Here is a 21,041-nt window from a genome sequence, read left to right on the forward strand (position 1 = left end):
GAGACGCTCCCGAACCACCTTGCCCAAAGCTTCACAACACGTGTAGCCTCATGCTGCACCGCCGAAGAGAGCGGAAAACAAGGACAGGCCGACAATACGGCCGACGGGAACCAGCCATGACCACAACAACAATGACCGAAACCATCACGCTCGACTTTGCGGACCTCTCCCCGCGCGACCGCTACAAGATCATGATCGGCACCATCGTGCCGCGGCCGATCGCCTGGGTAACGACGATCGGCACGGACGGCCGCGTCAACGCCGCGCCGTTCAGCTTCTTCAATTGCCTCAGTTCCGATCCGCCGATCGTCGCGCTCGGCGTCGAATATCGCCAGACCGGCGCCTCCAAGGATACCGGCCGCAACATCCGCGACACCGGCATATTTTCCGTCAACATCGTTTCGCACGCGCTGATGGATGCGATGAACATCACCGCCGTGCCTTTCGACGAAACAGTCGATGAAGTGGCCGAGGCGGGGCTGACACTGCGGCCGGGCTCGAAAATCGCCTGCCCCAGCATCGCGGAAGCACCGGCAGCACTCGAATGCCGCCTGCATTCCTATCTCGATATCGGCAATTCCCGGGAAATCGTCGTCGGCGAGATCCTCGCCGCCCATCTGCGCGCCGACATGGTCAACGACCGCCTGCATATCGATCCGGCCATCCTCGATGCCGTCGGCCGCATGGGTGGCCATGGCTATGCAACGACACGAGATGGCTTCGATCTGGAGACGATGGACGAGGCCCGTTATCGCGGTGCCGCGCATCTGCGCCCGCGGATGCCGACGATATCGGTCAGGGAAGCGGGAGAATGATCATTTTGCCACGACCTTGACGATCTCGCGCACGCGATCGATCTGTAAGATATCAGGCACCGGGATCAAGGTCGTATATCGCGACGGCTCGCCGCTTTGCGATCCGCTCGTACAAGCGCTGCCCCGCCTCGTTATCAAGACCGGTCTCCCAATAGATTCGCCGCCAGCCTTCAGACTTCCCGACTTTCGACAGGTGATTGATAAAAGCTGTCGCCATTCCCCGGCCGCGCGCGGACGGCGTAACCCAGAGATCTTCCAGATAGCAGACCGACCGCAACGTGAATGTATGGGGATGAATGATGGCATGAGCCAGCCCGACAGTCTCCTCGCCATCGGACAAAAGCCAAGCATACATCGGGTGGCTGCCCTCCAAAATCCGCTGCCAGAGCGCATCGATCACCGCGTCTGACATGCCCTCGGCGCCGAAATGGAGACAATTTTCGCGCCAAAGCCTCTCCCAGTCGGGACGGTCAGCCGGCTCTGCTTTCCTGATCTGCAACATCCCGTCCCCACAGCTACAGGAATATCTGGCAGTCCGTTCAACTGGGAAAACAGCTTACGCTGGAATGACCTTGGCGATCTCGCTCGCCAGTTCTTCCTGCGAATACGGTTTTCCCAAGCGCCCGACATCGACATCCATGCCATCCGGCAGGTCCGTATAACCGGAAGCTAGCAGGATCGGCAGGCCGGGCACGAGCTGGCGGGCCTGCTGTGCAAGCTCGGCACCGTTCATGCCGGGCATGGAAAAATCGGTAATCATCAGGTCGATACGGTCGCCGCCATCGATCGATTTGCCGAGCAGTTCCAGCGCCTCGCGGCCGGAATGCGCCTCGATCACCTTGTGGCCAAGCTCTTCCAGCATGTCGACGGATGTCATGGCGATCAGCACGTCGTCATCCACCATCAGGATCCGTCGTTGCGTCTGCAGGTCGGTCATATCAGTTACCCCGGGCCGTCAATTTGTTCTTTTTGGTTATTCCGCCCCGCGGCAGATACCGGGGATATGAATAGAGAAACGCTTCCGCCTCCAGGAAGGAATCCTTTGGAAAAGATAGCGTGGGGTATATTTACGACAAGATTGAGAAGACTGCATCTCTTTCTTCGTCCGATACCGGACGGAAATATTGCTGAACACCCGGCCGGCTCGCAGCCGGGCTTTCGTCTTCGATGCAGCCCGGATCAGGACTTTCTCTTGTCGTCATCCGGCGCATTGCCCGGACGCGTCGCCGAAACCGGGTCGCTGGCCGGAAACGTGTCCTCCAGAGCCTCGTCCAGTTCGCTTTCCGCATCGGTGCGCCGCTGCACCTTCTTCTCCTCCTTCAGCGATTTGACCGCATCGGATGGAGCCTTGTTGGAATTGTCGTGCGCCATGGCCATTGTGTCCTCCATCATCGTGAACTTGATGGAACAACGTGGAGACATGCGCGACGGTTCCGTCAGGCGGCTACGGTGAAGCCGACCTCACCAGAGGTCGGCGTGGCGGTTCACATCCTTGTAAAGCAGGTAGCGGAAACGGCCCGGACCACCGGCATAACAGGCCTGCGGGCAATAGGCGCGCAGCCACATGAAATCCCCGGCTTCCACCTCGACCCAATCGGAATTGAGCCGATAGACCGCCTTGCCCTCCAGCACATAAAGCCCGTGCTCCATGATATGGGTTTCCATGAAGGGAATGGTGGCACCCGGCTCGAAGGTGACGATGTTGAGGTGCATGTCGTAACGCACGTCGGAGGGATCGATAAAACGGGTCGTTGCCCAGCGGCCATCGGTATCCGGCATGGCCGACATTTCGCAATCGTCTTCATGGGTAAAGATTGCGGGCGGCAGTTCCAGCCCCTCCACCACCTTGAAGACCTTTCGCACCCAGTGGAAGCGCACGGCCTCCGCGCCATCATTGGAGATCGTCCACTCTGATCCGGCCGGCAGATAGGCAAACGAGCCCGTCTTCAACACATGCTTTTCGCCATCGAGCGTAATCGTCACGCCCCCGGCCACGACAAAGATCGCCGCTTGAGCCCGCGCATCCGGCTCCGGCCGCACGCTGCCGCCACCCGGCAGAACCTCAACGATATATTGCGAAAACGTCTCGGAAAAACCGGTCATCGGCCGCGCCAGAATCCACGCCCGCGTCTTTTCCCAGTGCGGCAGAACCGAGGTCACGATGTCGCTCATGACAGTCTTCGGAATGACGGCGTAGGCCGTGGTGAAAACTGCTTTGCTGGACAGCGTCTGCGTCTGCGGCGGCAGGCCGCCCAAGGCGGAAAAATAGCTGGAAGATGTCATGCACTGCACCCTTGGCTGTTGAAGCTCAAGGTGTAAGCATCACGCTCGGGTCAGGCAATGGGGTATTCAGCGCAGATCGCGGCTCAGCAAAGGTCCCAGATCGGTCCCTTGACCACATGTTTCGGCACGTCGCGAACGGCTTCGCGCGGCGGCGGCACATGAATGTCGCCAGCCCCGATCATCCTGTAGAACTGGTCGACCCGACGGCGCTGCAGGCTTTCGATTTCCGTTACGCGATAATGGTCGGCAGCCGACATCAGGAACTTCGCAAATTCCGGCGTCTCGATGCCATCCGCCTTGCGCATCAGCGCGATCAGCGGATCATGGACTGCCTGACAAAGCGTAAGGTCTCGGGACATCGGTTGGGCTCCTTTGCGCCGCCCAATACACGTGTCATGCGACAACTTTATTTCAGTTTCCCCGTTTTTGATGGGAAGCCTGCTTTTCCCGCAAAATCCGCAGAAATGTGCGCAGATGACGGTTCCATGACGAAAATGGAAGGAAACTGGAAACCCCTGTAATTTGACTGACAAGCAAGCTCGCTAAGACGCCGCTCAACGAATGCGTGGCGCCATGAAGGCCGCCCGCCGAAATGTTGGAGCCTGCCCCATGAAAATCATCCAGATCACCGACACGCACTTGAGCCCCATGAAGCCGCATTTCAACGGCAACTGGGCGCCACTGCTGCAGTGGATCGAAGCCGAAGAGCCGGATCTCATCATCCATACCGGCGACCTCTCGGTGGATGGCGCGGACCATGCCAACGATCTTTCCTTCTCCATGGACCTGATGCGCGAAGTGTCGGCTCCAATGCTGATCCTTCCCGGCAATCACGATGTCGGCCACCTGCCCGGCTCGCCGCAGCCCGTCAACGAGGAACGCCTCAACCGTTGGCGCGACATGGTCGGCCGCGATTACTGGTTCCACGATGCCCATACCGACAACGGCAACTGGCGTTTCGTCGGCCTCAACGCGCTCCTGTTTGGTCAGGGCGATGATGCGGACGGCACGGAAGAAGAAGCCCAGTTCGTCTGGCTGAAGGAAGTGCTGGAAAACCGCGGCGACCGCCGCGTCGCCATGTTCTCCCACAAGCCGCTGTTTGTCGACGAACCGCAGGAAGGCGACACCGGTTACTGGGGCCTGCGCCCGGCCCAGCGCGGCCGCATGTTTGATCTGATCGCCGCCCATGACGTTGCACTGTTCGCCAGCGGCCACCTGCACTGGGCATGGGAAGGCAAGTTCGAGAACACTTCGCTCATCTGGGGGCCCGCCGCCGCCTTTATCATCGACACGCTGGAGCGCGAAATGCCAGGCGAGCGCTTGGTCGGCGCCGTCGTCCACGAGTTCGGCGAAACGGTCAAGAGCACCATCGTCGCCGTTCCGGGCATGGTCGCCCATGTCATCGATGACATCATCGAGGAAGTCTATCCGCAAAGCGCCAAGAACAAAGAAGCTGCGGAGGCCGCCGAATGAGCGCGCTTTCGATCACCAATGTCACCAAGTCGTTTGGTGAAAACCACATTTTGAAGGGCATCAGCCTGGAGGCGGAAGCCGGCGAGTTCATCGCGCTGGTGGGTCCCTCGGGCTGCGGCAAGAGCACGCTGCTGCGGATCGTCGCCGGTCTTGAAGGCGCCGACAGCGGTGAGATCGTTGCCGGCGGCCGCGACCTGACGCGCCTGGTCGCGGCCGAACGCAACGTCGCCATGGTCTTCCAGTCCTACGCGCTCTATCCGCACCTGACGGCCGGCCAGAACATCGCCGTGCCGCTCGCCATGCGCAATCTCACCTCCATGCAGCGCCTACCGGTCATCGGCTCGCTGCTGCCGGGGCAGAAGGCGATCCGCACGGATATCATGCGGCAGGTCACCGACATGGCCCGCTCGCTGAAGATCGACCACCTGCTCGACCGCAAACCCGGCCAGATGTCCGGTGGCCAGCGCCAGCGTGTGGCACTTGCCCGCGCCATGGTACGCCAGCCCGGCCTGTTCCTGATGGACGAGCCGCTTTCCAACCTCGACGCCAACCTGCGCGTCCACGCCCGTGGCGAAATCGTCGACCTCCACCGCCGCGCCGGTGTGCCGACGCTCTACGTCACCCATGATCAGGCCGAAGCCCTGTCGATGGCGGACCGTGTCGCGGTGATGATGTCCGGCAACCTGCTGCAGCTCGCGGCACCCGAAGTCATCTATGACGATCCGGCCCATATCGAGGTCGCCAAATTCGTCGGCCAGCCGCGCATCAACACCATTGCCAGCCGCGTGGATGCCGATGGCGCCGTCACGCTCGGCACATGGCGGCTGCAGCCGCATGACAGGCTAACACCGGGATCGGATATCACCGTCGCCATCCGCTCGGAATTCCTGTCGATTGCCGATCTCGGCGCACCGGGCCTGCCGGCACACATCGAGCGTCTGGAGTTCCTTGGCTCGGAAGTGATCGTTTACACCAAACTCGACGCCATCGGCGAAAGCATGGTCGTCAAGCTCGCTCCGTCCGACGCCAGGGGCCTTGTCGCCGGCAAGCCGGTGACAATCGTGCCGCAGGGCGAACGCCTGATGGTGTTCGGCGCCGACGGACTTCGCCTGCCCGCGGACCTGACTTTCACCACCCAGCTGGAGCGGGCGCATGGCTGACATGACCGCCATCTCCCTGCCCGTCGAGAAATCACGCCCGATCGTCAACGTCAGCGAACGTCACGAAGCCCGCGTTGCATGGATGCTCGCCGCACCGGCGATGATCCTGATCGTGCTGTTCATCCTCGCCCCGGTCGTCGCCGTCATCACGCTCGGTTTCACCGATTTCGAACTGGGTTACAGCACCTTCAAGTTTGTCGGGTTCGAAAACTACGCCGAACTGATGGGCGACCGCACCTTCCGCCAGTCGCTGTGGAACACCGCCGTGTATACCGCGATCGTCGCGCCCGCCTCGATCCTGCTCGGCCTCGGTGTGGCGCTGCTGATCGAAAGCGAAACCGTCGGCCGTTCCTTTTTTCGCACGGCCTATTTTCTGCCGGTCGCCTCGCTGCTCGTCGCCATGGCCACAGTCTGGCAATACCTGCTGCACCCGACCATCGGCCCGGTCAACAGCCTGCTCAACCTGATCGGCCTGCCCGGCCCCAACTGGCTCGGCTCCGCCGGCACCGTTCTCTACAGCCTGTCGATGATCGGCGTCTGGCAGACGGTCGGCTTCAACATGATCCTGTTTTTGGCCGGCCTCACCGCCATCCCGCGCGACCTGTATTCCGCCGCCGAAATCGATGGCGCAAAGTCCCCGATCGACCGGTTCTTCCTCGTCACGCTGCCCATGCTCGGCCCGACCACGGTCTTCGTCACCACGATCAGCATCATCAACGCGGTCAAAGTGTTCGAAACGGTAAAAACGCTCACCGAAGGCGGCCCCAACAAGGCATCCGAAGTGCTGCTTTTCACCATCTACCAGGAAGGCTTTGTCTACCTGCGCGTCGGTTACGCCTCGGCCATGACCGTCGTCTTCCTCGCCGTGCTGGTGGTGATGATGTTCGCGCAATACCGCCTCGTCGACCGGAAGGTACATTACTGATGACCAACACCCTTTCCTTCGGTCGGGCCTTCCGCCTCACGCTCCTGTCGCTCGGCGCGCTGATCTTCCTCGCGCCCTACATCTTCATGATCTCCACCGCCGGCAAGGGCCAGAGCGAGATCTTCACCTCGTCGCTGTCGCTGATCCCGACGCAGTTCTTCTACCTCGAGAATTTCGCCAAGGCTTTTGGCCGCGTCTCGATGGGCCAGCTGCTCTGGAACGGCGTCATCGTCTGCGGCCTGATCTTTGTCATTCAGGTGATCATCGCCATTCCTTGCGCCTATGCCATGGCCAAGCTGAAATTCGGCGCTGCCCGCCTGCTGATGGCACTGGTCATGCTCGGCCTTCTGGTGCCGATCCATGCCACCTCGCTGCCGCTCTACGTCGCTTTCGACAGCGCCGCCCTGCTCAACAGCTATACGGCTCTCGTCGCTCCGTTCTCGATCTCGGTGTTTGCGATCTTCCTGTTCCTGCAGTTTTTCCGCGCCATGCCGGACGACCTCATCCACGCCGCCCGTCTGGACGGCATGTCGGAACTCGGCATCGTCATGCGCGTCATCGTTCCCAATGCCTGGCCGGCAATCACCGCCTTTGCGATCTTTTCTGTAGTGGCGCACTGGAACGACCTCTACTGGCCGCTGATCGTCGTCTCCAACCAGGCCTATGCCACCCCGCCGCTCGGCCTGTTGTTCTTCCGGGCAGCCGAAGCCGGCGACGACTACGGCGCGCTGATGGCCGCCACCCTGATCATCACCCTTCCCCTCGTTGCGGCATTCCTTCTCGCACAAAAACGCTTCGTCGAGGGCATCACCATGACCGGTCTCAAGGGATAACTCCGAGAACTGGTCGCCAACCTCCCGCCCATCCTCCCAAGGAGAAATGCAGTGAAGCATTTTGCAAAACTTCTCTCGGCAGCCGCCATCACCATGGCAGCAGCTTTCCCGGCTCACGCCGAAACCACGCTGACCGTTCATTACCCGATGCCGGGCTTCTTCAAGGACGTCATGGACAAGGTGTCCAAGAAGTTCATGGAAGAAAACCCGGACATCAAGATCGAGTTCGCCAACCCGTCGCCGACCTATGAGGAAGGCATCCAGACGATCATGCGCCAGGCCGGCACGTCCGAAATGCCGGACCTGACCTTCATCGGCCTCAACCGTCTGCGCATGGCCGACGAGCGTTCGATCCCGGTCGATCTCGCGCCGTTCATGGCCAAGGACAAGGCCTCGATGGCCGAACAGGGCTTTTCGGACACGATCCTGAAGCTCGCTCAGGTCAACGGCAAGCAGGTCGGCCTCGCTTTCGCAACGTCGAACCCAATCATGTACTACAACGCCGATCTGGTGAAAGCCGCTGGTGGCAACCCCGACCAACCGCCGAAGACATGGGACGAAGTGATCGCTCTCGGCGCCAAGATCAAGGCGCTCGGCAACGGCGTCGACTCGGTCGATTTCCGCTGGCAGGGTGACGACTGGATGTTCTCCGCGCTGCTGTTCGGCGCCGGCGGCACCATGCTGTCGGAAGACGAAAGCAAGGTCGCCTTCAACGGTCCTGAAGGCCAGAAGGCTTTTGCCGTCCTTGACCGTCTGGTCAAGGAAGCCGGCATGCCGGTCTTCACCAAGGCTGCCGGTGAGCAGGCTTTTGTCGCCGGCAAGGTCGGCTTTGCCTTCCAGACCACCGGTGCTCTCGCCAACACCATCAAGAACGTTGGCGGCAAGTTCGACCTGCGCACTGCCGAAATCCCGCTTCTCGACCCGGTCAACGGCAAGCTGCCGACCGGCGGCAACGCCGTCGTCATCCTGACCAAGGACGAAGCCAAGCAGGACGCCGCCTGGAAGTTCGCCAAGTTCGCAGCCGGCCCTTACGGCGCCTCGGTTGTCGTTCCCGGCACCGGTTACGTGCCGAACAACGAACTGGCCGCCAAGTCGCCGGAATATCTCGGTGATTTCTACGCCAGGAACCCGCTGTTCCAGGCCGGTCTCAAGCAGATGCCGCGCATGATCCCGTGGTACGCCTTCCCGGGCTCCAACGGTGTCCGCGTCACCCAGACGATCGTCGACAATTCCTCGCGCGTCGTTGACCAGTCGGCCAAGCCGGAAGAAGCGCTGGAAGATGCCGCCAAGGAAGTGAAGCGCCTGCTGCCACGCAGCTAAAACTCTTCATCTCGAAAAAACCGCCGCACGAGCAATCGTGCGGCGGTTTTCTTTTGAAAAATCAGATCGCCCGGACCGTGCCGCCCGGCCGCATCGTGAACGGCACGTCGAGATGCCGCGCCGGCGCGTGGTTTTCCGCGATATCGAGCAGCAGCGAGGCGGCAGCCGCCCCCATGCTGACATCCGGCATTTCGATCGTCGTCAGAACCGGATCGATCAGCCGGCCGATGGAAATGCCATCGAAACCCGCAACCGACACATCGCCCGGCACCGAAAGCCCTTCACGCTTCAAGGCCCCAATGACACCGAGCGCCAAAAGGTCGTTGGACGCAATGATCGCCGTCGGCTGCGTCAGCCGAAGCGCCTCGCCGAGATCGAGCCGGTCATATTCGGTAAAATCAATCTCCAGCGCCGGGATCGGCTCCAGCCCCGCCTGCCGCATCGCTTCAACATGGCCCTCATAACGATGACGCGCCCGGTCGGATGCCGCGAAACTGCCGGATACGAACAGGATGCGGCTATGCCCATGCGCGATCATGTGCCGCGTGATCATCCGGCTCGCCGCAAAATTATCGACCGTGACCGCCGCCGTAAACGCAGCCGTCGGGCGATTGTGCATCAGCACCGTCGGCGGCATGTCGGTTATCGGCAGCCGATAGCTTGCGGCATCACACAGCGTCAGGATCAGCCCGGTCGGCCGTTCGTTCAGAAGTGCCGCAATGGCATTCGCCTCCTGCGCCGGATCGTAGTTCGATTGCGCGATCAGCACGCCATGTCCCGCCACCAGCATACGGTTCTGGATGATGGAAACCGATGTGGCGAAAACCGGATTGGTGATGCTGGGGATGAGCAGGCCGACGACCGGTCGCCGCGCCGCCCTGCCCGCCGCAACCACGGAGGCCCGATAGCCAAGCTCGGCCGCCGCCTTGGCGACCCGCCGCCGCGCGCTGTCGCTGACGGCACCCTTGTCGGTCAGGGCACGGCTGGCGGTTGCCACCGAACAGCCCGCGCGTTTCGCGACCTCTTCCAATGTTGCCATGCTTTTCCGCTCCGTCCGTTGCCTCCCGGCGCGGGACATTTATGAAGATTGCGCGACAGTTTTACGACAGCGCCAAAAACTCAATCCTTCGGCATGATCGCATAAAGCCGGAAGAACCGTGCTGCCCTGCGTTTTTCATCGGGATCGCGCCGTACGCTTTCCCAGGCCATCAGCAGGGCCTCATGCAGGGCGAGCCCCACAAGATGGGCCACGACACTGCGCTCGTCGATAGTACAAATCTCGTCCCGGATCTTCTTCAAACCGGCCACCACGCTTTCGATATCATGCATGTCAGAAGCCCCCGATGTTTTCCCACATGCGCGAGACTACATGCAATCAAAAGCTGCATTCGGTAGAATTAAATTTAAAGTAAAGCGTTAACGTGAGTCCACGAGGGAGGACCTCACCCGCGCAAAACGGGGATTGGAAACCCAAAAACTCTGCCGGCGCAAGGACATGACTGGTTTCCGCCATCACGCCTGCCAGAGGCATAAGCCGGACGGACTGCATGAACAGCCCGTCCGCCAAAAATCAGTTCTGGTCGATCGCCAGCGTCATGGTGACGGAGATCGAATAGGTATTTTCACCGGCAGCAACCGCAAAGCTGTCGGACTCGGCCTTCATCGCCGCCATGCGCGGCATCGGCGATGGCGGCATGAAGCGATCTTCGCCCTCGCTGATATCGACAACCTTGCCGACTTTCACGCCCGCCGCTTCCGCAAGCGTACGCGCCTTTTCCATGGCCTCCGCCACGGCCTTTTTGCGCGCCTCGGTGCGGGCACCCGACGGATCGTCATTGGTAAAGGTGATCTGGCCGCCCTGATTGACGCCAAGCTTCACCGATTGATCGATGATGCCACCCAGCGCCTTCAGATCGCGAATCTTGACCGTCACGCCGTTCTGAACCTCGTAACCGATGATCTTTGGCGGGTCGATACGACCGTCTTTCGGTTCGTTCTGCTGGTATTGCGGATAGATGGAGAAATTGCTGGTCTGCAAATCCTTCTCTGCAATGCCGGCAGTCTTCAGCGCCGCCAGCACCTGGTTCATGGCCGTATTGTTGTCGGCCAGCGCCTTTTCAGCGGTCTCTGCATTGCGCGCCACGGTGAGGTTGATGATCGCCATATCAGGCGCAACGGATGCTTCACCGGTGCCGGTAACCCGGATGACGGGATCACGCATCGGGCGCTCCTGTGCCGAAACGGAGGTTGCGGCAAGCGGCATGGCAATGAGGGTAGCGGCGAACAGGGCGGAGAGAGGGCCGGTGGAGCGATAATTGGTACGGCGCATGAAAACGGTCCTTGTCTGAATGAAAAAGTCTTCGGCCACAACTCAGTGACGATCGATTGTGAACCTATTGCGGCAACGGCTTGTGACGACTGCAGAATTAAGTTAGAGCGTTTTTCGCGGAAGGCGAACCATTGCGCCACCGCGAGCCGTGTTTACGGCTGGACCCGTAGCTCAATGGTTAGAGCCGGCGGCTCATAACCGCTTGGTTGGGGGTTCGAGTCCCTCCGGGTCTACCAATTTGCCTATATTTCAAAAGGCACTTAGCGTGTGATTAGCCACCTTGAGCCTCCCGGATTATTCCGTTTTTTATGGCGAACCGTTATCTGCGCCTCCGCGCTCAGTCATCGCCTTCGCTACGGATATCCAGCCGCGTCATATGTCCGCCGGCGACAACATTGAAAAGCTCGATCAATCCGTATTTCTGGTCAGTGTAGTCATCAATCAGCAGTTCGGTCCGGCCATCACGTCGGCGCGTGAAAATTTCGGCTTCGTTGTCAGCCACTTCACGGTCGAGGTCATCGACAGATGTAAAAACACCACCTGCGAAAAGACGCAGAAAGTAATCCTCGATATCGATCGGATCGCCCGCAGGAAAACTTCCACCATCGCTCACAGTGGCGATCAGCCTGCCGCCCGTGTAGTCCTCACCGATTCCCTTCGCAAAAGGCGCAAAGTCAGGGAAACGTATGCCATCGGCGATAAAATTAAGGACATCCGCCGTTGCGACGATATCCTGCCCGGCCGCCACGATATCCGAAATGGCGAGTGACGAAACATTTTGTGTGAAACTTACCGGCGCCGGCAATCCATCAGCGTCATCACCGAGGATAGCTCGCATTGCCTCATATCCTTCCTGACTTGTATGGTGAAGCCGTGCCGTGATGCGAATAGCCGCGACAAGCGCATTGTAATGGATACTTTCGGACGACACAGTCACCGACATATCACCTGCATCGCTCCAGCGGACCTCCACTTCGGCTGTTTCACGCGTCGAAAACCCGTCCCAGCAGAAAAAGCCGTAGCGCAATCCCTGCTGGAGTTCAGCAAATGCCTCTTCCAGCACCTCCCGGCGTTCTTCGTCCGGCGCCATGCCCTCCCGGTAGGCAATGTCGAGACGGAAGTGCCTAAAATACAACGGAATATCGGCATGCGGCAGATGCAAAACGTGTCTAACAAGACCGGACATCCGGTTTCTCCAAAAGTATGCATGAAGGCGATCTTTCTTCGATCGCCATATCACCAGCAAGGATGCAACAAGCAACCGAGATCGATGCAGGCCGTTTATTGGGAATTCAGCAATTCGAGATTGGCGTTGTGCCAGAGCTTGACATACATGGCTTTCCTGACCGGCAGGCTTGGCGCGTTTTCCTCGCCCTTCTCTGTCTTCAGCAATGCCTCCAGGACAGTCAGCGGGCCTGACGAATAGACAACCAGCGTACCCGCTTCCACATCCAGGAAGGACATGCGGGATATATCCCCGTCCATTGCGGACTGCCCTTTTACCGCCACCGAAAACCGGAACTCGCGAAATGAACCCTTGGTCCTTTCCGGCATGATGGTGAGGTTTGTATCCTGCCCTTTGCGAAAGGTTTCGGTGATGAAAACGGCGAACGCATCTCTCTGGCTGGCCTCGATCCGCTCGGAAGACAGGAATACTGCGAAGATAAAAGGATCGGTTTCCCCGGCATCGTCAAAGGCAAAAACCTTCTGGCAACCTTTGAATTCTTCTCGTTCAAATGCCTTTATCGCGATCCGTTCGCCCTGGATAAAGACCGGCGGCTCATAGATCTCGTAGCCAGTTCGGCTGCAGAGCGGAACCTTTTCAAGTTGTGCAGGGGCTGCTTCAAGGCGCGTGCTGAAGGCCGCCGACATCGTCAAAGCGGCCAGTAGAACAGCGAATGTTGACGCGATAAGATGAAATTTCACAGTCGTCATTCCAGTTTAATCCGCTCGATAAAGGATCGGAGCCCACGCGTGGTCGGTTAAGATTTCCGACGTCCATCGGCAAATGTGACAGAGAGAACCGACCGTCATCCCTCTTTGCCGCCGGTTCCATCAACATGACAACAAAAAACATCACCGGAATCCATAACCTGGATCCGGTGATGCCGAACATCCTGTCGCCTGACTGCGGAAAATGGTGCCTCATCATGAAGAAGCAAAGCCCATGCCTCGCGACACGGGCCATACGCACCATCAAAGGCGACGCAATGCCCTGGTCAGGCCGTCGATCATTTCCTCGCCGGCTTCCTCGGCCGTCATCTGGCCATAGGCGAACTGCTCGATGACGTCCTTGAACACTTCCTGCACGGATGGATGTTCGATCAGTGGTGACATGACCGGGCCCGTGGCCTCGGCAACGATCTTTGCGCCGTCCAGACGTTCACGGGTCAGTTTTCCCGCTTCTTCCAGCGTTGCCTTGGCGATGGCCGAGGCGGGCAAGCCGCGACTGTCACCGAGGATCAGGATGGCATCCTTGTCGTTCAGCAGGCAATTGATCACCTGTGCCGCAGCCTTCTGGTCTTTCGAATGTCTTGAAATCGCAAAGACCATGGACGGCTTCTTGTAGACACCGTCGGATTTGGCCCCTTCGATCTTCAGCGGTGCCGCCGGCACGAGCTTTCCAACCGTCAGCGGGTCATCGTATTTCGAATAGGTCGAGTCCCAGAAATAGGTGCCGCCGATACGGCCCGAGACCCAGGCCGGATCATCGAAAATCTCGACATTGCCGACGGCTGCCGCATCCTTGGCCGAACGCACGATGCCGTTATCGACCATCCACTGATAATGTTTTAGCGCACCGGCAATGTCTTCCGCCGTCCAGGCCAGTTCATTGGTGCCGGGTTTGACGAATTCCTGGCCGGAAATCTGCGCCGCAAAGGCCTCGATCATCAGCATCAGGATGACACGGGTGCTGTCGAAGGGATAAACGCCGTCCGGGTTCATCTTCTTGGCGGCGGCGGCAAGGTCCTCCCAGCTTTTCGGCAGTTCGAGACCGGCCTTCCTGTAGATCTCGTCGCTGAAATAATAGGTGGCGCCGGTGACTGAGACAGGCACGCCATTGAGCTTGCCCTCGATCATGGCGGGCGCAAGCTGGCTGTCATTCCACTGGCTCAGGTCGAGATCGCCGGAAAACTGTTTCAGATCGGCAAACCCCTCGCCTTCCTTGGAAAACTGGAAAAGCCACGGCCAGTCGACCTGGATGATATCCGCCTCGGTGCTGCCGGCCATCTGCGTCGTCAGCTTTTCGAGATAACCCTCGAAACCGGCAAACTCGGCTTTCACCTTGTGACCGGTTTTCGTGGTGCAATAGTCCAGCGCCTTCTGGGTGGCGACATGGCGGCCATCGCCGCCCCACCAGGACATGCGCAGATCGGCCGCCGAAGCGACACTCGTCGCGACCACTGATGTCGCCAATGAAAGCGACAATGCTGCAAGTATCGATTTTTTCCTCATGATGCGTTTCCCTCCTGAAACATTGCATCGGTGGCAAAAGCGCCGGCCGCGCCCTCAGGCGAGGCTGACGTTCTGACCGCTTTCGCGATCGAAAATGAACACCCGGTCCTCTTCCGGGCGAATGCGGATCGTGCCGTCCACGGCGGCCTTTCGGTAATCCTCGACGGGCAGGACGACGGTAAAACGTTGGCCGCCGATCATGATGTGCACATCGACCTCATGGCCGAGGAAATCCGCCTTGATGACCTTTGCCGTCAATGCGTCTTCACCTGCTGCCGCCAACCGGAAATGCTGCGGGCGCACGCCAAAGGTGACCTCACCACCGACACCCGCCTCCAGTCGCCCCGCCAGTTTGGCGCCGAACCGGATCGACTGATCGCCGAATGTCACCACCGGCCCGCTTTCGCCACGGGTCAAGGTCGCATCGACAAGGTTCATTTCCGGCATGCCGATAAAACCGGCGACAAAAGCATTGGCGGGCTTCGCATACAGCGTTTCGGGATCGTCCACCTGCATGATGCGACCGTCCTTCATGACGCAGATGCGATCGCCCATGGTCATCGCCTCGACCTGATCATGGGTCACGTAGACGACAGTCGATGACTGCCCCTGCTCCTTCAGACGGCGATGCAGATCGGTGATGCGCACCCGCATGGATGCGCGCAGTTTCGCGTCCAGATTGGACAGAGGCTCGTCAAACAGAAATACTTCCGGTTTCTTGATCAGCGCACGGCCAAGCGCCACGCGCTGCGCCTGACCACCGGAAAGCTGTTTTGGCAGGCGGTCGAGCAAGGGTTCGATTTCGAGAACCTCGGCCACTTCCTGCACCCGGCGGGAAATCTCCTCCTTTTTTTCGCCGGCCAGCTTCAGGCCGAAGGAAAGGTTCTTGCGCACTTTCATATGCGGATAGAGCGCATAATTCTGGAACACCATGGCGATGCCGCGCTCACCCGGAGCCAGATTGTTGACGATCTTGTCGCCGATGGTGATATGCCCGCCGGACACGGTTTCCAGCCCGGCGATCATGCGCAGTGTCGTCGATTTGGCGCAGCCCGACGGGCCGACCAGCACCATGAATTCCCCGTCCTTCACATCGAGATTGATGCCGTGAAGTGCCTTGAGCGAGCCGCCATAGACCTTTTCCAGGTTGCGGATGGAAAGCTGAGCCATACAATTATCCCTTCACGCCGCCGGCCGAGATGCCTTCGACAAAATATTTCTGCGACAGGAAGAACACCAGTAGCGACGGCAGAAGCGTCAGCACCGACATGGCAAGGATGCGGTTCCATTCGAAGGATTCGGCCGTGTCGATCGACAGTTTCAAGGCCAGAGAAACCGGGAACTTGTCGACCGAGGAGACGTAAATCAGCGGCCCGAGAAAATCGTTCATCGTCCACATGAACTGGAACAAGGCGACGGAAATCATCGCCGGCACCAGCATCGGCACGACCACATAGATCAGCGCCTGGAAACTGGTGGCGCCATCGACGCGCGCCGCCTCTTCCATGTCACGCGGGATCGAGCGCAGGAACTGTAAGAGCATGAAAACGAAGAAGGCATCGCCGGCAAAGGCGGACGGCACCCAGAGCGGCAGGTAGCTGTCGAGCCAGCCGAGATCACGAAACAGCAGATATTGCGGAATGCGGGTGACGACATTGGGCAGAAGCAGCGTGCCGATCACGGTGGCAAAAAGGATCTTCTTGCCGGGAAAATCGAAACGGGCAAAACCATAGGCCACCACCGTGCAGGAAATCACCGTGCAGATGGTTTTGGGCGCGATGATCAGAAACGTGTTCCAGAAGAACCTGCCGAACGTATAGGGCGTCGAGGTCTGCCAGCCTTCGACATAACCGTCCGTGGTCGGATTGACCGGCATGAAACCGGCGCCCGCAAAGATTTCCGTATTGCTCTTGAAGCTCGCACCGACCAGCCAGATCAGCGGATAAAGCATGATCAGCCCGACCACCGTCAGGATCGTATAGCGGATGGCAAGCGACACGGTCTGGCGGCGTTTTTGCGCGGCAAGATATTTTTCCGCCTCGTCGATTGCCTTATCGAAATGGGTGACACTGTCGCTCATGGTCAGCTCCTCTTGTCGCCGGCGTAATAGACCCAGTGTTTCGACGACCAGAAGGCGATCAGCGTCAGCACCATGATGACCGCGAACAGCACCCAGGCGATGGCCGAGGCATAGCCCATGTCGAATTTCTTGAAGGCCATTTCGTAGATGTAGAGCGGCAGCAGATAGGTGGATTTCAGCGGCCCGCCGCTGGTGATCACGTAAGGTCCGTTGAACTCCTGAAAGGCCTGGACCATCTGCATGATCAGGTTGAAGAAGATCACCGGCGTCAGCAGCGGCAGCGTGATGGCAAAAAAGGCCCGCCACGGTTTTGCGCCATCGATGGCGGCTGCTTCATAAAGCGACTTGTCGATGGATTGCAGCGCGGCCAGAAAGATCACCATGGCCGAGCCGAACTGCCACAGGCGCAAAAGCGTGATGGTGAACAGCGCCGTACCGGGATTGCCGAACCAGTTGATCGCCTCGAAACCGATCGAGGTGAGCATCATGTTGATGAAACCGGTATCGGCGAACATGTAACGCCAGAGTACCGCGACCGCGATCGATCCGCCGAGAATGGAGGGCACGTAATAGGCGGTGCGGAAAAAGCCGATGCCCTTGAGCTTCGAATTCAGGACCCCGGCGATGAACAACGCAAACGCCAGTTTCAGCGGCACGGTGATCAGCACATAGAGCATTGTCACGTTGAAGGAGCGCGTGAAGGTGCGGTCTCTGGTGAGGATGTCGGTATAGTTTTCCAGCCCGATGAAACTGGCGCCCTGCATCAGCCGGTAATCGGTGAAGGACAGGTAGAGCGATCCGAGAAACGGAATGGCCGTAAAAACCAGAAGGCCGATCAGGTAGGGCAGAACGTACCAGAAGCCGAGGAGACGACTGTCGCCACTCATGGCAGTCGCCCCTTCAGGTCCGACCGTACCGGGCAGCCGCTCTCAACGGCCTGAGAAACGGCTTGAGAAACGGCCCGGGAAACAGAATGAGAATGCATGCTTTCCTCCTCCTGAAAAGGTCAGCGCTCATCGGTCCGGCGGCGGCACCGGACGATCAAGAAGGTCATGAAAAGCCCGAAAAACCGGGCATACCGTCAAATGTAGGAACGCAGATATTCCGACAGGCAGAGGATCGCCATCGCCTGTCCATAAGGCATCGCCGTCAGCTTGATCTGACGGTAATAATCCAGATCAGCCCCCATGGCCGTGCCGAAAGATGTGTTCTGCAACTCGCCGGCTGCATCGATATGGCCTATCACACCCTTCACCGCGCGCTCGGCCACAGGCAGAAATTCCGGGCCCAGATATCGTTTGCGCACGGCCTTCATCAGCCCGTAACCGAAGCCGGCTGCGGCCGAGGCCTCCACATAGCTCTGCGGATCATCGATCAGCGTATGCCACAGGCCGGACGACGACTGGCGCTCCGCCAACGTTTCCGCCTGGCGCTTCAGGGTCGAGATCAGATGGCGCCGGAAGGCATCGCCTTCGGGCAGATCAAGCAGGTCGAGGAACTCCGGAATGGCGATGGTGACCCAAGAATTGCCACGCGCCCAAAGCGCATCGGCAAAATTGTGGTTGCCCTCGAACGTCCAGCCATGAAACCACAGGCCGCTCTTGCGGTCGGCCAGATACTGGGTGTGAATGAGGAACTGGTATTTTGCCTCCTCCACATAGTCCGGACGCCCCAGCAGCAGACCGATCTTGGCGAGCGGCATCACGCTCATCATCAGCGTGTCGTCCCACATCTGCTGATGGTTGACGTTGTTATAGACGATGTGCTGCAGGCCGCCTTCGCGGGTGCGCGGCATTTCGTGCATCACCCATTCCGCCCAGGCTTCCAGATAGGGTTTCCAGGCCGGGTTGGGATTGAGCTCATAAAGACATGCCAGCGTCAGGAAAGGGCAGACGGTGTTGACGTTCTTGGTCGGCGTGCCTTCGCCAAGGCGCGCATCGAACCACGAAGTGATGATGTCGAGCGCCTTTTGGTCGCCGGTCAGCTTCCAGTAATTGAAAAGACCATAAAGCCCGATACCGTGGGTCCATTCCCAGCCGGCCCAGCCCTTGGTGTCGATCACCCGACCGTCTTCCAGACGCAGAAGGAATTCACCCGTCTTGTCCTCGATGGCGACGAGATTGTCGGCCAGCCGATGGATCAGCCCCACGACGTCCCGCCGCGGCGCCACGAATTCCTTCTGCTGCAAGAGCACATGCATCGTCAAAACAACTTCCCTCCCAATGCGACCGGGCCCCTCCGTCCGGACACGAAATCGGAATGCGATTTCATTTTCAGGAAGGAAACACACTCAAAAATGAAATGCAATAGGGGTTCAGAATTTATTGAACCAAAGCTTGAAAAGCCGAAATTTCTCAATTTTCACGACTTGTATCAAGTATTTCAGCAATTTTTACACGCCTTGACACCGGGTAATAAAATTTTCAGAATGCGGTTTCATATTTTTTGGAACGCAATATGTCCGACATGTCTCGCAACAAACCCGACAACGTCGCCGCGGTTCTCAAGGTTTTTTCGGTCCTGGAAACGCTGGCGGAAAACGGCCGCTCCAGCCTTGCCGACATCGCGCAGCACGCGATGACATCCAAGGCGACCACACACCGCCTGCTGCAGACTATGGTCGATCTCGGTTATGCCGAGCAGGAGGAAGAGACCGACAAATATCGGCTGACGCTCAAACTGTTCGGGCTGGGCGCGCGCACGCTGCGCGGCCAGACACATCTGTTGCAGATCGCCGACCGCGCCATGGGCATGTTGTCGCGCGAGACAGGCGAGGCCATCAATCTCGGCGTGATGGATGAACGCGAACAACGGGTCGCCTATATCCACAAGTATGACAGCGCCTACAGCCTGTCGATGAACTCGCCGCTCGGCAAGCGCAACCCGCTGCACAGCACCTCGCTCGGCAAGGCGCTCTTGGCGTTTCGCGACGAGACGGAGATTGCCGACCGGCTGTCGAAGATGACGTTTGAAAAGCTCGCACCAAAAACGATCACCGATATCGGCACGCTGCGCGACCAGCTGGTGCGCATTCGCGAGGATGGTTATTCGGAGGAAGTGGAGGAAAGCGAAGCGGGCGTGCGCTGCATGGCCGTGCCGATCCGCGACCATCTGGGCAAATCGGTCGCCGCGATCAGCATTTCATTTCCGCTCTTCCGCTTCGATCCCGCCCGCAAATCCACCTATGTGCGGATCCTGCTCGAGGCCGGGCAGACCGCCTCGAAAAGCCTGGGCTTCGCCGGTTAGCGGCATCCTCACACAAAAAAGCCGCTCTTCGCCAGTCGGGGAGACGGAAACGAAGAGCGGCCACATTCCATCAACGGGCGACGGAGATGGAATTCTTTCAGGCCATGACGGGGTTAGCGGCGGATAACCGGGCAACCACGCTCATTGGCAAAAACGATCCGGTCACGACCACGACGATCAAAACCCTCGACCACGACGACACGGCGCGAGACATCCACGACACGGGCGCGACGAAGGCCCATGCGGCTTGCCTTGTCTTCCGCAAGCCCCGAGGAGCAGCGGTCGCGACGCGGCGGCGGGCCACGCCAGTCACGCGGCGGAGGACCACCGTGCCAACCACGCGGCGGGCCGCGGTCGCGGTCGTGATACTGAACATAGATTCCGTAATCCGGGCCGGCAGCGGCAGCGCCCGTCAGGGTGGCGCCGAACGAAGTCAAAGCGACCAGGGCTGCGATGCCAGCCTTCACAACGATATGGGTCACGTTTCTCTCCAAATTGAATGGCTCCGGTCATCCGGAGATGTTTGCAGATTATGGGTCGCCACATGAACGGCTTCCGAAAGCTGCGTTCATCTGTCATTCAGCCGGAATTTTGGCAGACCAGACACAAATCACACGCCCAGATGCAGGACCACGTCTCGACGATGCGGGCGATCGCGATGTTCGAACAGATAGATGCCCTGCCATGTGCCGAGCACGAGACGTCCGCGCGAAACCGGAATACCGATCGACACAGCCGTCAGCGCCGCTTTGATATGCGCCGGCATGTCATCCGGCCCTTCCGTTGTGTGCCGCATCCAGCGCATGGACGGATCATCCGAGGCCGGCGCTATTCTCCGGAAAAATTCCTTCAGGTCGTGCTGCACATCGGGATCCGCATTTTCCTGAATGATCAGCGAGCACGACGTGTGGCGAACGAAAACCGTGAGCAGCCCCTCACCCCCGCCGCTGTCACGCACAAAAGCCTCGACTTCATGGGTGAACTCATAAAGCCCCTGTCCGCGCGTGGACACAGTGATCGTCATCTGCGGCATCCGCTTTACTCCTGCTTCCGAATGACTAAGCAGCCAGCCTATCGCATGACCTTTGAGGCCGGCACAACCGCTGTCGGCAGTGTCCGAC

The 21,041-nt window shown here is 59.3% G+C and carries 23 protein-coding genes, 1 tRNA gene and 1 pseudogene; 8 read left to right on the top strand and 17 right to left on the bottom strand.

Annotated elements, in window-relative coordinates:
- The first annotated feature begins 116 nt into the window (after window positions 1-116).
- Entirely contained in the window at window positions 117-815 is a 699-nt protein-coding gene (locus J2T09_RS08290; protein ID WP_306833134.1) for a flavin reductase family protein, read from the top strand.
- Window positions 816-867: 52 nt separating this feature from the next.
- Here J2T09_RS08290 and J2T09_RS08295 read toward each other — a convergent pair whose 3' ends face one another.
- From J2T09_RS08295 to J2T09_RS08315, 5 genes and pseudogenes are all read right to left on the bottom strand, one after another.
- Window positions 868-1,317 carry a GNAT family N-acetyltransferase gene (locus J2T09_RS08295; protein ID WP_306833136.1) on the bottom strand — a complete coding sequence of 150 codons (450 nt, stop codon included), beginning with the start codon at window positions 1,315-1,317 and terminating at the stop codon, window positions 868-870.
- 54 nt (window positions 1,318-1,371) lie between these two features.
- A pseudogene (locus J2T09_RS08300) lies at window positions 1,372-1,728 on the bottom strand (response regulator); the annotation flags it as partial.
- Window positions 1,729-1,994: 266 nt separating this feature from the next.
- Window positions 1,995-2,192 carry a hypothetical protein gene (locus tag J2T09_RS08305; RefSeq protein WP_306833138.1) on the bottom strand — a complete coding sequence of 66 codons (198 nt, stop codon included), beginning with the start codon at window positions 2,190-2,192 and terminating at the stop codon, window positions 1,995-1,997.
- Between the two features lie 84 nt (window positions 2,193-2,276).
- On the bottom strand, window positions 2,277-3,098 hold the full coding sequence (locus J2T09_RS08310; protein ID WP_306833141.1) for a bifunctional allantoicase/(S)-ureidoglycine aminohydrolase: 822 nt from the start codon (window positions 3,096-3,098) through the stop codon (window positions 2,277-2,279).
- A gap of 83 nt (window positions 3,099-3,181) precedes the next feature.
- The gene (locus J2T09_RS08315) at window positions 3,182-3,457 is read right to left on the bottom strand and encodes a hypothetical protein (protein ID WP_306833142.1); all 276 of its coding nucleotides are present in this window, start codon (window positions 3,455-3,457) and stop codon (window positions 3,182-3,184) included.
- A 250-nt stretch (window positions 3,458-3,707) separates the two neighbouring features.
- Between J2T09_RS08315 and J2T09_RS08320 the strand changes: the two genes are divergently transcribed.
- The 5 genes from J2T09_RS08320 to J2T09_RS08340 are packed head-to-tail and all read left to right on the top strand — an operon-like array spanning window position 3,708 to window position 8,809.
- Complete coding sequence (locus J2T09_RS08320; RefSeq protein ID WP_306833147.1) at window positions 3,708-4,571, top strand: metallophosphoesterase family protein; 864 nt, start codon at window positions 3,708-3,710, stop codon at window positions 4,569-4,571.
- Window positions 4,568-5,731, top strand: a complete 1,164-nt coding sequence (locus J2T09_RS08325; protein ID WP_306833149.1) for an ABC transporter ATP-binding protein — start codon at window positions 4,568-4,570, stop codon at window positions 5,729-5,731. Before J2T09_RS08320 ends, J2T09_RS08325 begins: the two co-directional genes overlap by 4 nt.
- Window positions 5,724-6,656, top strand: a complete 933-nt coding sequence (locus J2T09_RS08330; RefSeq protein ID WP_306833152.1) for a carbohydrate ABC transporter permease — start codon at window positions 5,724-5,726, stop codon at window positions 6,654-6,656. The genes J2T09_RS08325 and J2T09_RS08330 overlap by 8 nt, the downstream gene beginning before the upstream one ends.
- Window positions 6,656-7,489: a carbohydrate ABC transporter permease gene (locus J2T09_RS08335; RefSeq protein ID WP_373458397.1), complete on the top strand. Its 834-nt coding sequence runs from the start codon at window positions 6,656-6,658 to the stop codon at window positions 7,487-7,489. Before J2T09_RS08330 ends, J2T09_RS08335 begins: the two co-directional genes overlap by 1 nt.
- A 51-nt stretch (window positions 7,490-7,540) precedes the next feature.
- Complete coding sequence (locus J2T09_RS08340) at window positions 7,541-8,809, top strand: ABC transporter substrate-binding protein (protein WP_306833155.1); 1,269 nt, start codon at window positions 7,541-7,543, stop codon at window positions 8,807-8,809.
- A 61-nt stretch (window positions 8,810-8,870) separates the two neighbouring features.
- Here the strand turns inward: J2T09_RS08340 and J2T09_RS08345 are convergent, their stop codons facing one another.
- The 3 genes from J2T09_RS08345 to J2T09_RS08355 form a co-directional block, all read right to left on the bottom strand.
- Complete coding sequence (locus J2T09_RS08345) at window positions 8,871-9,848, bottom strand: substrate-binding domain-containing protein (protein WP_306833157.1); 978 nt, start codon at window positions 9,846-9,848, stop codon at window positions 8,871-8,873.
- Between the two features lie 80 nt (window positions 9,849-9,928).
- Window positions 9,929-10,138 (bottom strand): hypothetical protein, encoded by a 210-nt coding sequence (locus J2T09_RS08350; protein WP_306833159.1) that lies wholly within the window; start codon window positions 10,136-10,138, stop codon window positions 9,929-9,931.
- A 241-nt stretch (window positions 10,139-10,379) separates the two neighbouring features.
- Window positions 10,380-11,138: an SIMPL domain-containing protein gene (locus tag J2T09_RS08355; protein ID WP_306833161.1), complete on the bottom strand. Its 759-nt coding sequence runs from the start codon at window positions 11,136-11,138 to the stop codon at window positions 10,380-10,382.
- 160 nt (window positions 11,139-11,298) lie between these two features.
- Here J2T09_RS08355 and J2T09_RS08360 point away from each other — a divergent pair.
- Window positions 11,299-11,374: transfer RNA gene (locus J2T09_RS08360), tRNA-Ile, on the top strand.
- Between the two features lie 101 nt (window positions 11,375-11,475).
- On the opposite strand, the gene J2T09_RS08365 is transcribed toward J2T09_RS08360, so the two are convergent.
- From J2T09_RS08365 to bglB, 7 genes are all read right to left on the bottom strand, one after another.
- Window positions 11,476-12,324 carry a hypothetical protein gene (locus tag J2T09_RS08365; RefSeq protein ID WP_306833162.1) on the bottom strand — a complete coding sequence of 283 codons (849 nt, stop codon included), beginning with the start codon at window positions 12,322-12,324 and terminating at the stop codon, window positions 11,476-11,478.
- Between the two features lie 95 nt (window positions 12,325-12,419).
- Complete coding sequence (locus J2T09_RS08370) at window positions 12,420-13,073, bottom strand: hypothetical protein (RefSeq protein WP_306833164.1); 654 nt, start codon at window positions 13,071-13,073, stop codon at window positions 12,420-12,422.
- Between the two features lie 261 nt (window positions 13,074-13,334).
- Window positions 13,335-14,594, bottom strand: coding sequence for an ABC transporter substrate-binding protein (locus J2T09_RS08375; RefSeq protein WP_306833166.1), 1,260 nt, complete (start codon window positions 14,592-14,594; stop codon window positions 13,335-13,337).
- Between the two features lie 54 nt (window positions 14,595-14,648).
- Window positions 14,649-15,764, bottom strand: a complete 1,116-nt coding sequence (locus J2T09_RS08380; protein WP_306833168.1) for an ABC transporter ATP-binding protein — start codon at window positions 15,762-15,764, stop codon at window positions 14,649-14,651.
- Between the two features lie 4 nt (window positions 15,765-15,768).
- Entirely contained in the window at window positions 15,769-16,674 is a 906-nt protein-coding gene (locus J2T09_RS08385) for a carbohydrate ABC transporter permease (protein ID WP_306833169.1), read from the bottom strand.
- 2 nt (window positions 16,675-16,676) lie between these two features.
- Window positions 16,677-17,561, bottom strand: coding sequence for a carbohydrate ABC transporter permease (locus J2T09_RS08390; protein ID WP_306833172.1), 885 nt, complete (start codon window positions 17,559-17,561; stop codon window positions 16,677-16,679).
- Window positions 17,562-17,755: 194 nt separating this feature from the next.
- Entirely contained in the window at window positions 17,756-18,874 is a 1,119-nt protein-coding gene (gene bglB, locus J2T09_RS08395; protein ID WP_306833235.1) for a beta-galactosidase BglB, read from the bottom strand.
- Between the two features lie 257 nt (window positions 18,875-19,131).
- Between bglB and kdgR the strand changes: the two genes are divergently transcribed.
- On the top strand, window positions 19,132-19,920 hold the full coding sequence (kdgR, locus tag J2T09_RS08400) for a DNA-binding transcriptional regulator KdgR (protein ID WP_306833174.1): 789 nt from the start codon (window positions 19,132-19,134) through the stop codon (window positions 19,918-19,920).
- 113 nt (window positions 19,921-20,033) lie between these two features.
- Here the strand turns inward: kdgR and J2T09_RS08405 are convergent, their stop codons facing one another.
- Window positions 20,034-20,402, bottom strand: coding sequence for a hypothetical protein (locus J2T09_RS08405; protein ID WP_306833176.1), 369 nt, complete (start codon window positions 20,400-20,402; stop codon window positions 20,034-20,036).
- Window positions 20,403-20,530: 128 nt separating this feature from the next.
- Entirely contained in the window at window positions 20,531-20,953 is a 423-nt protein-coding gene (locus tag J2T09_RS08410) for a secondary thiamine-phosphate synthase enzyme YjbQ (RefSeq protein ID WP_306833178.1), read from the bottom strand.
- Between the last annotated feature and the right edge of the window lie 88 nt (window positions 20,954-21,041).

The sequence above is a fragment of the Neorhizobium huautlense genome, from assembly GCF_030811685.1.
GTDB classification, from domain to species: domain Bacteria; phylum Pseudomonadota; class Alphaproteobacteria; order Rhizobiales; family Rhizobiaceae; genus Neorhizobium; species Neorhizobium huautlense_A.